This is a genomic window from Acinetobacter sp. YH12140, assembly GCF_013418475.1.
In the GTDB taxonomy this organism is placed as follows: Bacteria; Pseudomonadota; Gammaproteobacteria; order Pseudomonadales; family Moraxellaceae; genus Acinetobacter; species Acinetobacter amyesii.
In genome coordinates this window covers 77,504-93,069 of record NZ_VPBZ01000007.1, presented here as the reverse complement: position 1 = coordinate 93,069, position 15,566 = coordinate 77,504, and the positions used below count along the sequence as shown (strand labels likewise).

General features: G+C 42.4%; 12 protein-coding genes. 8 read left to right on the top strand and 4 right to left on the bottom strand.

All coding sequences use genetic code 11. The features are described from left to right. Positions 1-206 precede the first annotated feature (206 nt). The gene (locus FTU75_RS11440; protein ID WP_180115992.1) at positions 207-2,717 is read left to right on the top strand and encodes a hypothetical protein; all 2,511 of its coding nucleotides are present in this window, start codon (positions 207-209) and stop codon (positions 2,715-2,717) included. Between the two features lie 86 nt (positions 2,718-2,803). Here the strand turns inward: FTU75_RS11440 and aroE are convergent, their stop codons facing one another. The 3 genes from aroE to hemF all read right to left on the bottom strand — a co-directional run bounded on the left by aroE (position 2,804) and on the right by hemF (position 5,089). Then, complete coding sequence (gene aroE, locus FTU75_RS11435; protein WP_180115991.1) at positions 2,804-3,592, bottom strand: shikimate dehydrogenase; 789 nt, start codon at positions 3,590-3,592, stop codon at positions 2,804-2,806. A gap of 102 nt (positions 3,593-3,694) precedes the next feature. Next, positions 3,695-3,916 (bottom strand): hypothetical protein, encoded by a 222-nt coding sequence (locus FTU75_RS11430; protein WP_078189308.1) that lies wholly within the window; start codon positions 3,914-3,916, stop codon positions 3,695-3,697. Between the two features lie 231 nt (positions 3,917-4,147). Continuing rightward, positions 4,148-5,089 carry an oxygen-dependent coproporphyrinogen oxidase gene (gene hemF, locus FTU75_RS11425; protein WP_180115990.1) on the bottom strand — a complete coding sequence of 314 codons (942 nt, stop codon included), beginning with the start codon at positions 5,087-5,089 and terminating at the stop codon, positions 4,148-4,150. Between the two features lie 277 nt (positions 5,090-5,366). Between hemF and hemN the strand changes: the two genes are divergently transcribed. Beyond that, entirely contained in the window at positions 5,367-6,740 is a 1,374-nt protein-coding gene (gene hemN / locus FTU75_RS11420; protein ID WP_180115989.1) for an oxygen-independent coproporphyrinogen III oxidase, read from the top strand. Positions 6,741-6,835: 95 nt separating this feature from the next. Here the strand turns inward: hemN and ribA are convergent, their stop codons facing one another. Then, entirely contained in the window at positions 6,836-7,438 is a 603-nt protein-coding gene (ribA, locus tag FTU75_RS11415; protein WP_168379100.1) for a GTP cyclohydrolase II, read from the bottom strand. A 311-nt stretch (positions 7,439-7,749) separates the two neighbouring features. On the opposite strand from ribA, the gene dxs reads away from it, so the two are divergent. The 6 genes from dxs (at position 7,750) to FTU75_RS11385 (ending at position 15,554) form a co-directional block, all read left to right on the top strand. After that, positions 7,750-9,660 (top strand): 1-deoxy-D-xylulose-5-phosphate synthase, encoded by a 1,911-nt coding sequence (gene dxs / locus FTU75_RS11410; protein ID WP_180115988.1) that lies wholly within the window; start codon positions 7,750-7,752, stop codon positions 9,658-9,660. A 112-nt stretch (positions 9,661-9,772) separates the two neighbouring features. Continuing rightward, on the top strand, positions 9,773-10,603 hold the full coding sequence (locus FTU75_RS11405) for an inositol monophosphatase family protein (protein ID WP_078189303.1): 831 nt from the start codon (positions 9,773-9,775) through the stop codon (positions 10,601-10,603). 457 nt (positions 10,604-11,060) lie between these two features. After that, positions 11,061-12,872 carry a DEAD/DEAH box helicase gene (locus FTU75_RS11400; protein ID WP_078189302.1) on the top strand — a complete coding sequence of 604 codons (1,812 nt, stop codon included), beginning with the start codon at positions 11,061-11,063 and terminating at the stop codon, positions 12,870-12,872. Between the two features lie 407 nt (positions 12,873-13,279). Continuing rightward, entirely contained in the window at positions 13,280-14,098 is an 819-nt protein-coding gene (locus FTU75_RS11395; protein ID WP_111885426.1) for an ABC transporter ATP-binding protein, read from the top strand. Then, positions 14,095-14,874, top strand: a complete 780-nt coding sequence (mlaE, locus tag FTU75_RS11390) for a lipid asymmetry maintenance ABC transporter permease subunit MlaE (protein WP_078189301.1) — start codon at positions 14,095-14,097, stop codon at positions 14,872-14,874. Before FTU75_RS11395 ends, mlaE begins: the two co-directional genes overlap by 4 nt. Further along, entirely contained in the window at positions 14,874-15,554 is a 681-nt protein-coding gene (locus FTU75_RS11385; RefSeq protein ID WP_180024337.1) for an outer membrane lipid asymmetry maintenance protein MlaD, read from the top strand. The genes mlaE and FTU75_RS11385 overlap by 1 nt, the downstream gene beginning before the upstream one ends. Positions 15,555-15,566 lie beyond the last annotated feature (12 nt).

Below are 15,566 nucleotides of genomic sequence, written 5' to 3'. Positions count from 1 at the left end.
TTTTTGGATTATCTGTATTGATGATTTGATTATTCATAATTTCATCCAAAAAACATTGATGAATACGCCCTTAAAAAATGTCAGAAAGGCGAATTGTAATATTTAACCAACATGTGAAAAGTAAACTTCTGATAGACTGGGTGTTGATCTTTTGATCATTTTTTTCTTTTAATAAATCATAAAGAACTTAGGTCTTTCGTACAATTATGCGATTAAAATATATAACACTTTGTTTACTGGGTTTGAGCATTACTGGGTGTGCTCAACATGTCATAAAAACCAATTCAACGGAGCAGTCTCTCGGGCAACAAGCCACTCAAGGCTTAAACGCAATGTTTGAAAATGCCAGTTATGACATGAAAGGGCAATTTTCAATTCAGACCGATATTCAGTTCGATGAAAAAAAGCCTGAAACCAAGTCAAAACCTGCGATAAGCACACAGCCAGAGCTGGATCCTAAACTTAAAAAACAACTGGATCAGTTGATTAAAACCCAAAATATTCCATTTAGCCAAAAAGAAAAGAAACAGCTCTATCAAGCGATTGCCAATGAATCGATCCCACCATCAGCGCGTTATAGCGATGAAGAGGATGGCGTTTCTCCGCAATCTAAAATTGCTCAATCACTGCTGAATGTGTTGAATGATTTACAGTTTAGCTATAGCGGTTCAGTACATTTTAGAGAAAAACTTGCTGCCTTAACCTTGCAATTGAGTTATCAAAAACCGACTTTGCAGGTCAATGCACAGTTGCCGATGATCATTGATTTTAATCAACATAAATTTTATACCAACTACTTTGCGTTCATGCCGTTTATGGTAAATCGTGAAAGCCAAAGCAGCTTGGCTTATGTGGATTTTTCAAAACATAAAGACACGATTGCTCAGTACGATTTGAAAAAATTTGCTGACTATTTAAAACAAATGAATGCATTGCCTTATGTCTTGGCAGAGCCGAATCAAGTGCAAAATATTGCTTTAACACGTGATGAAAAAAATGCAGGGCTGACTAAAAAAATCCGCTATGTGGGTGATCTTAATGCGCTATACACCCAGCTTGAACTTTTCGATTTTGTGAATGCCAACTATTACACCACGCAAATCAAAGGTCAGCGTAATAGTGACGCCGAGCAAGATGAATCTGTGGACGCTGCTGTGCATCACAGTGCTTCCGAAGAGGCGATGGCTGCGGCTGAAGCGGCGGGAGGGACTGCAGTAGCGGCAGCAGTTGAGGATGAAGACTTTGATGAGGCTTATGCATCTGTAGAACGTGTGAATGAGCTGCTCAATGCGAAAATGCATGGCCTGATGTATCACCAACATGAAACGGAAGAAGAACAAACGTCTTCTGCCGCTGAATCTGCTGAATACGCGATTGATACTGCAAGTGCATATGCGGAGGCGACCGCGGGTGATGACGAAGAAACCTATAGTTCGGATACTGAAGTAACCGAAGCTTATGCGGCTTCAGAAGAAGATGATGAAACAGCGAATTTATCTGAGGAAGTCTGTCAGGCCTTGATGAACACCAAACAGGTGCCGATTGGTAAAGTCACACTGTGTCAGGATTATCAAGATGTTCGGGTGATACCGCTGCAAGAAGATTCTGTACCATCGGCCTCTGCTGCGGACGCATCCAATACAGATTCAGAGATTTCGGATGCTGTTGAGCAATTAAAACCAGTATTCCAGCAATATCAAAGTGAACAACTTATCGATGTAAAACAATTCCAGCAATTATGGCAAAAGCATCAAGCTGAAATTGCGCAGGTGCTGAATACACAGGATAAATCATCTTCGAATGTCGTGATGGATGTAGGCTTAGATCATAAAGGCCGAGTCCAAGTAATGGACTATCAATTGGACTTTAATGAGCCACGTTTAGGTCAATTAAAGCTGAAAAGTAGCAACCAAATTTTGAATTATGGCAATGCGACTAAAATTGATCGTCAAGCCATGAAACAGGCAAAATCCATTGAGGAAGTCAGTAAAGATTCACTCTTTGAAAATATGTTGAAAGGCCTGCTTGCGCCAATCACGGGAAATGATCCTCTGCTTGTTGAAGCAGAAACTGCATCGGTTGATGATGTCCGTGCTGCAAATGAAGAAATCGAACTTCCTGAATATCTAAGTACTGTGGCTTTGCAAAGTTATAAGCGCCATCAATCTGAAGTGAAAGCCTATCAAGCGGCATTTGTCGTGGCATTTGCTAACTATCGCGCTCAGTATGTGCGTTATTACTCGGCCAATGATTTGAATGAAATTGCAGAAGTTTATGCATATCGATTTGTTGATGGCTTAAAAGAGCCAACAGGCAATGCGCTGAAACGTTTAAATCAATTACGTGATAAGCATGCTTTGCATCGCTATCAAGACTTTGATGACTTAGGTTCTTCAGTCAATCATTATGTGCAGTCGGGGATTGGTGAGTACAAAGCTCAGGTTGAGTGGAAACAATTGCAAAAAACCTATAAGACTGATCAGGCGATTTTTGCACATTTATATCAACAAAACTTTTTAGCTAGCTATGAACTGGAAGGAACTGAAAAAGCGCATTTGGTGAAAGCATCAAAAATCTATGCGCAAGCCTTTGCTGATGATATCAAAGGAAAATTATCAGAAGCGTCATTGCAAGGCCTAGCAGCAGAACACGAAGAGTTGTTCAGCCAATCGGCTTATTATGAGACCTATAAGGCGATACAAAAACACAAGAACTAAGTTGGATCAAAAAAAGAACCTCAATTGAGGTTCTTTTTTTAGGTGTTTCGACTGCTTTGAAAGTAAATTGAGCAAATCATTTTGAATTATAGAAAGTCTTTTAGATCAGGTTTGACGCCATTCCAAATGGAAAAAGATTCAATCGCTTGACCAACCAACATGCCAAAACCTTCTGAGGTTGGAACGTGGCGTGCTTTGGCTTGATCCAAAAATGTCGATGGTTTGCCATAGGCCATTTCATAGGCGTGCGTGAATTGTAAAGCTTCAGGCAAAATTAGCGGATCACCCGTTAAGCTGGCCGATGTGGCATTAATCACCAGATCAAATTGACCAGCTAAGTCGGTGAGGGCAATGGCTGCAAGTTCGGCATTCGGTACGGCAGTTTTTAAGTCAGCGACCAATTGTTCAGCACGTGCTAAAGTCCGGTTGGCAATGACGATTTTTTTCGCACCTGCCTGAACCAATGGATAAATCACGCCACGTGTTGCGCCACCTGCACCAATGATTAAAATATCCGTATTTTTGAGCGACCAGTCTAAGGCATGAATGGCATTCACCAAGCCTTGACCATCAGTATTATCACCGTGTAATTGACCGTCTTGCATCCATAATGTATTGACCGCACCTGCAATTTTGGCACGTTCAGTAAGGACGGCACATTGTGCATAGGCTTGTTCTTTAAATGGAACAGTAACATTCATACCGATGCCACCTTCGGCAAAGAAGGATTCGATACTGTGCTGAAAACCATCGAGTGGCGCAAGTCGTTTGCTGTACTGAATGTCGAGGCCTGTTTTTTCAGCGAAGGCATGATGAAGTTCAGGTGAGCGTGATTGTTCAATCGGGTTGCCAATCACTGCAAATTGTTTGCTCATTGCACAGCGTCCATGTAGATGTGAAAGAGCAGACAATATACGCCAAATGTGATGATGGCTAAAGTTCGGGCAGTCTTAAAATCGTGAAATAAAGGAGGAAAATTAAGGATTACAAATATCTAAGACGCTTTGAATCAAGATGCTGGCAGCACTGATGACTAAACCAATCAAGGCAACCACCATGAAGCCAATAGCCAAATTGTCATTCAAAGACGTTTCGGAAAAAATATTAGTACTGATAGCGCTGATCAGCACAACAGCAAAGCTCCAAAACACCAAGGCAGTAAGACTGACTGCTTTTTTATTGAGTGTTTGATGTGTCATGTGCGTTGTACTCCGTACAAGAAAGTTACAGCCATGAGTTTATTGACACATTGTGCAATGACATAGCGTAAAGCTGTTTAAAAGATGTGTCATTGTTGAGCAATATGATTACAAAGTAAATGCTTAAAAAATTTATTTATGCATCAAGATATTACCTAGAAATATAAATACTTTAATTAAAAGGCAATGAAAAGCCCCTGATGGACAGAGGCAAATACATGTCTATCTATTTTATTTCAATATATTAAGCCAATCATGCGGTTTTAAATAAAAGTCGGTGAGCTTTTTCTCGGCAGAATTTTCTTCCCATTCAGGACGATACGACCAGCCCGCCAAAGGTGGCATACTTACTAAAATGGATTCAATACGCCCACCAGTTTGTAAACCAAATAAGGTGCCACGGTCATACACTAGGTTATATTCAACGTAACGACCACGACGGTAAAGTTGGAAGTCTCGTTGTACTTCGGTATAGGCTTTGTCTTGGTTTCTTTGGAAGATCGGTAAAATTGCCTCTAAATAACCATTACCCACGGCCTGCATATATTTGAAACAGGTTTCAAAGTCCCATTGGTTGAGATCATCAAAGAATAAACCACCCACACCACGTTGTTCATCACGGTGTTTGAGATAAAAATAGTCATCACACCATTTCTTATGTTCATCATAGAGTGTATCGCTAAATGGGGCACAAAGATCATGGGCAGTTTGATGCCAAGACAAGACATCTTCATCATTTGGATAAAATGGAGTGAGGTCAAAACCACCGCCAAACCACCAAATCGGATCTTGGCCTTCTTTTTCGGCGACAAATAAACGCACATTGGCATGTGAGGTTGGGACGTTGGGGTTTTTCGGGTGAATTACCAACGACACGCCCATGGCTTGTGCTTTTGCACCTGCAATAGCGGGATGGCGTTCAGTCGCAGAGGCGGGTAATTTTGAAATATTGATGTGCGAGAACATCACACCGCCTTTTTCAATCACCGTTCCATTTTGAAGAACACGTGAGCGACCACCACCACCTTCAGGGCGTTCCCAGTCATCGATCGCAAATTCGGCACTTCCGCCACCAGCACGTTCTTGCTGTTCCAATGCGGCACAAATCCGTGCCTGTAAATCGCGAAGGAATTCATCTACACGTTGAATATCGGCTGAAGTTGGATTCTGCATGGTGACCTTTATTAAAATAATTTAAAGATAAGTGTCATCAAAGCATAAATTACGTGAAAACTTAAGGCATTTTTCCCGATACTCAGCATCGGCTCTTTACTTTAAATCTGGAAATCTAGTGATTAAACCAAAAGATCATGCAAAGTTAGCAGCAATTGCTCAGACTCAAATTGGGCTTATTCCGACAAATTTGCTAGGTTGAATTCACTTCTGAAGCTCAGCACAATAATCATCAGGTAGATTTAAATTGAATCTCATTGATTGAAATGGTGCATCGATGTCTCAGCAGGCGAATTCTTTAATTCAAAAATACAATGTACCAGGTCCACGCTATACCAGTTATCCAACCGTGCCGTATTGGGAGGAAGCTGAGTTTTCATTGCAACAGTGGAAACAGGGATTGAAGCGTTCATTTGATGAGACCAATCACAGCGAAGGCATCAGTCTGTACATCCATCTACCATTTTGTGAAAGCTTATGTACGTTTTGTGGTTGCCATAAAAAAGTCACAAAAAAACATGAGATGGAGCTGCCTTATATTCAGGCGGTGCTGAAAGAATGGGACTTATATTGTCAACTCTTGGTTGATCGGCCAATAATTAAAGAAATTCATTTGGGCGGTGGAACGCCTACTTTCTTTTCTCCTGAGCATCTCACCCAGTTGATTCAAGGCATTCTAGTGCATGCTGATATTGCCGATACACATGAATTTAGCTTTGAAGGGCATCCGAACAATACCACACGTGAGCATTTACAAGCTTTGTATGATGTTGGTTTTCGACGCGTAAGTTATGGAGTGCAGGATTATAATGAGAAGGTGCAAAAAGCCATCCACCGTATTCAGCCCTTTGCACATGTTGAACAAGTGACACAGTGGGCACGTGATATTGGCTATACCTCTATTTCGCATGACTTGGTTTTTGGTTTGCCATTTCAGGATTTAAACGACGTGTTGCATACCATTGAACAGACCAATCGTTTGATGCCAGATCGTCTAGCCTTTTATAGCTATGCACATGTACCATGGATTAAGGGCAATGGTCAGCGTGGTTTTAAAGATGCCGATGTCCCGAAAGATGATTTAAAGCGTCAATGCTATGAAGAAGGTAAAAAACAGCTACTGGCGCAGGGCTATCATGAAATTGGGATGGATCATTTTGCATTAACCCAAGATCCGATGTATCAAGCTTTTCAGCAGGGCAGTTTGCACCGTAATTTTATGGGCTATACCGCATCGAAAACCCAACTGATGATTGGTCTCGGCTTATCTTCGATCAGTGATAGTTGGTACAGCTTTGCACAAAATGAAAAGAAAATTGAAGACTATTATGCACGTTTAGAGCAAAACCAAATTCCTGTTTATCGAGGTCATGTGCTGACTGAAGAAGACTTGATTATCCGTAAACATATTCTGAATTTGATGTGTACATTCCATACTTCGTGGGCAAATACAGACATGCAATTTCCAGAAATTGATGAAGTGGTTGCACAATTAACAGAAATGCAGGCGGATGAATTATTAGAGTTGGGTGATCAGAGCATCCAAATTACCGAAAAAGGCAAACCTTTTGTACGTAATATCTGCATGGCTTTTGACTTAAGGTTAAAACGCCGTGTGCCGGAAAATCGTATTTTTTCGATGACGATTTGAATTTCCCCTAACCCCTCTTTAAATAAAGAGGGGAAAGCCTCCCTTTACAAAAGGGAGGTTTGGAGGGATTTATAGATGGAGAATTTAAAGGACTTTTAAAAATCGTCCTTTTGATACATATGCGACATACGATCATGTTTGGTTTTTAAATATTGTTCGTTAAAGGGATTTAAACCCACAGTCAGCGGAACACGATCAACGACATTCACTCCTTGCTCTTGGAGCGCTTCAATTTTTAATGGGTTATTCGTAATGAGACGCACAGCCGTAATGTTGAGATGATTCAACATGATAGGGCACATATCATAACGACGTGCATCGGCAGGAAGATCCAATAATAAATTGGCATCCACTGTGTCATGGCCTTGGTCTTGTAGGGCGTAAGCACGGATTTTATTGGTTAAACCAATACCACGACCTTCTTGGCGTAAATATAAAATCACCCCTTGACCTGCTTCATTAATTAATTTTTGGGTCGCTTGAAGCTGTGGGCCGCAGTCACATTTGAGTGAAGCGAAGGCATCACCGGTGAGGCATTCGGAGTGGATACGAACTAAAACAGGTTCAGTGGGAGCTTGTTCTAGTCCTTTAGAGAGTGCGACGTGTTCTTCACCGGTTTCAGGATCCTGAAAAACCGTAATATTGAATTCACCAAAAGCGGTCGGTAATCTTGACGTTGCGACAAATTCTATAGGCACTGCTTAACCCGTTTATTCGATTATAAATTGGCTAAAGTATAGCGTAATGCTTGGACATTGGTAGAATTGCAACGACGAATTTATGCAGAACATTTTCTTTTTTGTATAAAGCGAACGATAATAGTTGATAAATAGGAAGATTATTCAGGATAATCTGACTCATTCAAAATCTCCCCAACGAGATCATTGCTAAAAATTACATCGCTACAAGTTTGGCTGATTGTAAGGTGATACAATTCGACGATATGATCGAGTTACCCATTTAGACCGAGCTTAGGAATTTGCCAGGCTTTAGAAGGCTTTGCCACATTATGCTGTATAAAGAAATACCATTTCAACGCCCTGTAACACCGTTGCTGGATACGATTAACCATCCTCAACAACTTCGTTTACTCGAGCGCAGCCAATTAGAGCAAGTGGCGGATGAGTTACGTCAATTTATTTTGTATGCGGCCGGACAAAGTGGTGGGCATTTTGGTGCCAATCTTGGGGTGATCGAATTAACCGTGGCATTGCATTACTGTTTTGATACACCACGTGATCGTCTGATTTGGGATGTGGGTCATCAAGCCTATCCGCATAAAGCCTTAACTGGTCGTCGTGAACAATTAGTGACGATTCGTGCCAAAGATGGTTTGGCTGCGTTTCCTGCCCGTGAAGAATCTGAATTTGACACCTTTGGTGTAGGCCATTCATCAACAGCGATTTCTGCTGGTCTTGGGATGTCATTGGCACGTCGCTTCAAGCAAGATCCCTGTCATGTGGTTGCAATCGTGGGTGATGGCGCGATGACAGCGGGTATGGCTTTTGAAGCCATGAACGATGCGGTGGCACACAATGCTGACCTCATGGTGGTATTGAACGACAACGATATGTCGATCTCATGCAGTACTGGTGGTTTTGCTAAGCATTTGGCTGCGATTTGGGAAAGTGGTCAATCGGTGAATATTTCTGAAAATGGCGAAGCCTATATTCAACCTCATCCTGAATGGGCGTATAACTCACGCCTACATTGTGCTGCGACCGATGCTGCAGACAACCTATTTAAAGCCATTGGCTTTGACTACTTTGGTCCTTTTGATGGGCACGATGTTGAACAATTAACACACGTGTTTGAAGCCTTAAAAAAACGCAAAGGCCCACGTTTAATGCATGTCTATACCAAAAAAGGTAAAGGCTTTGCACCTGCCGAAGCAGATCAAATCAAATACCATGCCATCAGTAAAGTGAATGCACCTGCTGCAGTGGCAACTGCACCGAAATATTCAGATGTTTTTGGTCAGTGGTTATGTGATGAAGCAGCACAGGATGATCGTTTATTGGCGATTACCCCAGCGATGTGTGAAGGTTCAGGCATGGTGCAATTTGCCAAGCAGTTCCCTGAGCGTTTCTTTGATGTTGCCATTGCAGAACAACATGCGGTGACTTTGGCTGCGGGTATGGCCTGTGAAGGGGTAAAACCGGTTGTTGCAATCTATTCAACCTTCTTGCAACGTGGTTATGACCAACTGATTCATGACGTCGCTTTGCAAAATCTTGATGTGACATTTGGTATCGACCGTGCAGGTTTGGTTGGTGAAGATGGCCCAACGCATGCCGGTGCATATGATTATGCCTTTATGCGTACCGTGCCGAACATGGTGGTCATGGCGCCGAAAGACGAAAATGAATGTCGTCAAATGTTACATACGGCTTATTTGTATAAAGGCCCAGCGGCAGTACGTTACCCACGAGGTAATGGACTAGGTGTCGAGATTCAGCAAGAGATGACCGAGCTTGAAATTGGCCGTGGTGAAATTCTTATAAGCTTTAATGATCAGCAAGATGCAACAATTTCGATTTTAGCATTTGGTAGCCGTGTTCAGGCAGCGGTTGAGGCGGCTAAAGTATTGGCTGAAAAACTGGATGTTGCAGTTCGTGTGGTAAATATGCGTTTTGTAAAACCATTAGATACACAGTTGATCGATCAAATCGCGGCAAGCACGCAACTATTTGTGACAGTTGAAGAGCATGCAGTGATGGCAGGTGCGGGTAGTGCGGTAAATGAATATTTAGCGCAGGCTAGTATTGTTAAACCGATGCTGAATTTAGGTTTGTCAGATGAATTTATGCATCAGGCGACACATGCTCAAATGCTACAACAAGCTGGACTAGATGCTGAAGGCATTATCACTTCTGTGACACAAAGCTGGATAAAACATAAGTCAACTGTAGTTTGCTGAATTTCTAATTTTTAGAAACATTTTTTCCCTAAAAGCCCTTATATTTGATAAGATATAAGGGCTTTTATGCATTATTCTTTATCAGTATCTTCAAATTTGTAGTGGGTGTTCAATGGAACCTATGGTGGTTATGGCTGCGCGTGCGGCTCAATTAGTTGGTCAAGAGCTTTTAAAAGCGCATCAAAATCGTCATAAACTCGATCTACAAGTCGAAGAAAAAGGAATTGATGGTCCAGTAACGCGTGTAGACCGTTATTTGGAACAATTGACTATCGATACCCTACGTAAAAGCTATAAAAATCACAGTTTCCTAGGCGAAGAGTTTGGTCTTCAAGAAGGTAAAGGTCATGACGCTGATTGGTGTTGGATCATCGACCCACTTGATGGCACATTAAACTTCGTTAATGGTGTTCCACATTTCTGTATCTCCATCGCAGTTCAACATAAAGGTGTAACTCAGCACGGTGTTATTTATGACCCTGTGAAAGATGAGTTGTTCTCTGCAAGCCGTGGTCGCGGTGCGATGATGAACCAACGCCGTATTCGTGTAAATGTAAAAGACAGCTTAGAAAACACTTTCCTTTCAGTGGGTCATGCGTATCGTAAAATTCGTAATGGCGAAGTGGTTTCTTATGCGAAAAACCATTTCAACTCATTGTTAAATGTGACTGAAGCCGGTGCTCAATACCGTCGTTCAGGTTCTGCTGCTCTTGATCTAGCATATGTTGCTGCAGGTCGTTTCGATGGTTATTTCGAACTTGGTTTGAAACCATGGGACATCGCTGCGGGCGAACTTATTGTGAAAGAAGCGGGTGGTACTGTGGTTGATGCTCGTGGTGGTAACGACTCAATGGACAATGGTCAAGTACTTGCATGTTCTATGAAAATGCTTAAACCACTTATGCAAGCTGTTGTTCCAGCTTGGGGTGAAGCTGCTAAATAATAGAACACTTAGTTCGAGTTTATTGACAGAATAATGAAATAAAGCCCTCTTTATGAGGGCTTTATTTTTGTCTAGTCGGTCAAAAATAATGGCTTAAACACCTATAATTTAAAGCTTCTTACAAAAAATATTCTGAAGTTGACTAAAACAGGTGACATTTAAAAACTTTCTGCTATAATCCCCGCACGCACTAAATTTCGTTCATTACCTGAACATTCTCTTCTATCATTGTGTATGCGCGTTCCGGTCCAAAGAGAGGACGATATTTCGCGCCCCACCCAATCGCTAAGCGATTCCTTCAGGTTGCGGCTGTAATCATGTGTGCGTTATACACATCGTCGTTCTCGGATCGCCGCTGATTCTATATTTTCAGCGTCTTTTGCTGTGCCGCTTTTTGCCGATGTCCATCTGAATTTATATTTTTAATGGAGCACCCATTTTTGGGGTGAAATACTCTATGAGCAAAACTTTTGCTGATTTTCCTTTACATGAGTCGTTACAACTAGCATTACAAGGTCTAGGTTTTACTACTCCGACTCCAGTGCAAGAACAATCAATTCCAGCTGCATTAGAAGGTAAAGACCTTCTTGTATCAAGCCAAACTGGTTCTGGTAAAACTGCTGCATTCTTACTCCCAACTGTGAATGCTTTGGCAGGTCAAGACACTTTGATGTCTTTCAAAGAGCGCATGAAAGCGGTAACTGCACCGTCTATTCTTGTACTTTGCCCTACACGTGAATTGGCTCAACAGGTTAGCCAAGACGCAATTGCTTTAGTACGTCATATGAAAGGTGTTCGTATTGCTGCAATTATGGGTGGTATGCCTTTCGGTAAACAAATTCAACAGCTTAAAGGTGCACAAGTTGTCGTAGCGACTCCAGGTCGTTTACTTGACTTGGTGAACCGTCGTCAAATTAAACTAGACAACGTTGATGCGTTAATCGTTGACGAAGCTGACCGTATGCTTGACTTAGGTTTCTCTGAAGACCTAGAAGCGATCAGCGACTTGGCTGCTAACCGTAAACAAACATTAATGTTCTCTGCAACATTTGCGCCGCGTATCATTACACTTGCAGAACGCATGATGAATGATCCACAGCGTATTGCGATTGAAACTGGTCACTCTACAAATACTGACATTACTCAGACTCTTCACTGGACTGACGGTTTCGAACACAAGAAAAAACTTTTGACTCACTGGTTATCTGATGAGTCTGTAGATCAAGCAGTTGTATTCGCATCTACTCAAGAAGATACAGATATGTTGGCTGAAGAACTTGCAGAAGCAGGTCACTCAGTTGTCGCTCTTCACGGTGCAATGCCACAAACTGTACGTAACCGTCGTTTACGCAGCATTCGTGAAGGTCGTGCAAAAATCTTAGTTGCGACTGACGTAGCTGCACGTGGTCTAGACGTACCAACTATTTCTCACGTAATTAACTTCGGACTTCCAATGAAGAACGAAGACTATGTACACCGTATCGGTCGTACAGGTCGTGCGGGACGTACTGGTAACGCGATTACTTTAGCGACTTACCGTGAACGCGGTAAAATCCGTGCTTTAGAAGACTTCTTAGACGCACGTTTAAATGTATCTGAAATTGAAGGTCTTGAGCCATCTCCACCTCCTGCACGCGGTAGCCGTGATGGCGGTCGTGGTCGTCGTGATGGCGGTCGCGGTGGTCGTGGTGGTTTCGGTGGCGGTCGTCGTTTTGAAGGTGAATCAAACTTCAAACGTCGTGAAGGCAACCGTGATGGCGAACGTCGTTCATTCGGTGGCGAAGATCGTCCACGTCGCGAATATAACAACGATCGTCCACGTCGTGAAGGTGGTTTCGAAGATCGTCCACGTCGCGAATTTAACAACGATCGTCCACGTCGTGAAGGCGGTTTCGAAGATCGTCCACGTCGCGAATTTAACAACGATCGTCCACGTCGTGAAGGCGGTTTTGAAGATCGTCCACGTCGCGAATTTAACAGCGATCGTCCACGTCGTGAAGGTGGTTTTGACCGTCGTTCTAACGATGACAACCGTGGTAACCGTGTAGACTACAAACCAGCTCGTGAAGGTTACGGCGATCGTCCAAAACGTTCATTTGGTGAAGATCGTCCACGTCGTGAATTCAACGGTGACCGTCCTCAACGTTCATTTGGTGAAGATCGTCCAAAACGTTTCGGCGATGACCGTCCAAAACGTTTCGGTGATGATAAACCACGTGGCGAACGCACTTTCGGTGAAGACCGTCCACGTCGTAAATTCAATGACTAATTGAATTTCGAAAGAAATATCGAAAAAACCGGTGGAAACACCGGTTTTTTTTATGGATTTAAATTAGCTTTTTAATCAGAAAAATGTATACTTGATCAAACTTTATGTGTTTAATGATAATTAATATGAACGGAAACGCGTTGGCAAATATGCGTATAGTGATGATCGAGGTACTTATGCCTTATATCGGTTTAACACTCTTATTGTGTAATATCGTTTACTATATATACAATTATTTTAACTAAATTCTTCTATTGGGTTGAAAACACCCTCTATAAAATCGCATTAATAATAAAAAACAATTTACCTGATGGAATGCAGGGATATGCGCTCATGCAATGGTAACATTTTAAACTTCAATCCTTTATAGTATGCATGCTGAAAAAAATGCAGGAAAATCCTCAGCTATGAATAATCAAACGTCTTCTCAAACTCAGGCACTGATCGAAGTGAAAAACCTGAGTTTTAAGCGAGGAGAGCGCGTCATTTATGACAATGTCAGTTTAAAAATTCGTCGTGGTCAGATCACTGCAATTATGGGTCCATCTGGTACAGGTAAAACGACTTTACTCCGTTTAATTGGTGGTCAATTGACTCCCGATAATGGAGAAGTGTTGCTTGATGGGCAGGACATTGCACAGATGTCACGTCAGGAGCTCTTCGCTGCGCGTGCGCGTATGGGGATGTTGTTTCAGAGCGGTGCATTATTTACCGATATGTCGGTATATGAAAACGTAGCCTTTCCAATTCGTGCCCATACCAAGTTGCCAGAGCATTTGATCGCTGAAATTGTTGCGTTGAAATTAGAGTCTGTTGGTTTACGTGGCGCGGAACAAATGATGCCCTCTGAACTATCGGGTGGTATGAATCGTCGTGTGGCTTTGGCCCGTGCAATTGCACTGGATCCTGAGTTAATCATGTATGACGAACCTTTTGCAGGGCAAGACCCGATTGTGATGGGGGTTTTAACCCGCTTGATTCGTTCGCTACGTGAAGCTTTAGATTTAACCACGATTATTGTTTCGCATGATGTAGCTGAAACTTTATCAATTGCAGATTACATCTACGTTGTGGCTGAAGGGAAAGTGCAGGGCGAGGGAACACCTGAGCAGTTAAAAGCACATGCCTCGCCGTTTGTGAAGCAGTTCTTGACGGGTTCGGTAGAAGGTCCGGTCGATTATCAATTCAGTCATCAGCCCTATTTAAATCATGAGGTTCGTTCATGAATGCTATTGCCGCATTAGGTAGACGCGTCATTGAACGTGTTCGAGGAATCGGCGTAGCAACCATTATGTTGCTGCAGATTCTTTTTTCCATGCCGACTTTACTTGGCGTGAAATTGTTTATTTATCAGATGTACCGTGTTGGTGTGCTCTCATTACTGATTATTGTGGTATCTGGCTTATTTATTGGCTCGGTACTGGGTTTGCAGATGTATAGCATTCTGTCGACCTTTGGTAGTGAAGCGATGCTCGGCACCGCAGTTGCACTGACTTTACTGCGTGAACTTGCACCTGTGGTTGCGGCTTTACTCTTTGCTGGTCGTGCAGGTTCTGCTTTGACAGCTGAAATTGGTTTGATGAAAGCCACTGAGCAGTTGTCGAGTATGGAAATGATCGGGGTCGATCCATTAAAACGAGTGATCTCGCCTCGACTTTGGGCCGGTATTTTTAGCTTGCCAATGTTGTCGGTGATTTTTGCTGCGGTCGGCATCATGGGCGGTAAATTGGTGGGTGTTGATTTTCTGGGTGCAGATGAAGGCTCTTATTGGAGTGGCATCGAGAACAGTGTGCAATTCTTTAAAGACGTCTTTAATGGCACCATCATCAAAAGTTTTGTTTTTGCATTAATTTGTACTTGGATTGCGGTCTATCAGGGTTATGCCTGTGTCCCAACTTCAGAAGGTATTGCAACGTCGACCACACGTACTGTCGTGTATTCTTCGTTGTGTGTTTTAGGTTCAGATTTCGTGTTGACTGCGGTCATGTTCGGAGGTATTTAATGAAATCACGTACGAGTGAACTGGCCGTCGGTTTTTTTGTCATTCTGTTTGCTATCGCTATTTTCTTCTTGGCGATGCGTGTGAGTGGTTTGGTCGGCAATAACATCGAAGACAGTTATGAATTGACCGCGACATTTGAAAATGTAAACGGGATTAAACCCCGTGCTAAAGTTACCTTAAGTGGTGTCAAAGTTGGTCAAGTGGAATCGTTGAAACTCGATCCTGTGACGCGTTTAGTGACAGCACATCTGATTATGGATGGCTCATTAACCTCTTACAATGCAGAACAATTAAAAGAAGTGCAAAAGAATGCACTCGAAGAACTGCGTTACACATCAGACTATGAAGCAGCGACACCTGCGAAACAAAAAGAAATGGAACAGCAACTGATTGCTAACATGAAATCCATCACCAATATCGATGAAGATGCTTACATTATGGTGGCAACCAATGGTTTATTGGGCGAGAAATATTTGAAAATTGTACCGGGTGGTGGTGTCAACTTCTTAAAACGTGGTGACCAAATTGGTAATACCCAAGGTACGATGGAAATCGAAGATTTGGTGTCTAAATTTGTGACCGGTGGTGCAGGGAACAAATCTGACAACACAGCAGATGCTGAACAAAAAACAGAAGCTGCTGACACAACAACGGCAGAAGAACCTGCATTTGTTGAATAATTTTTAGGAGAA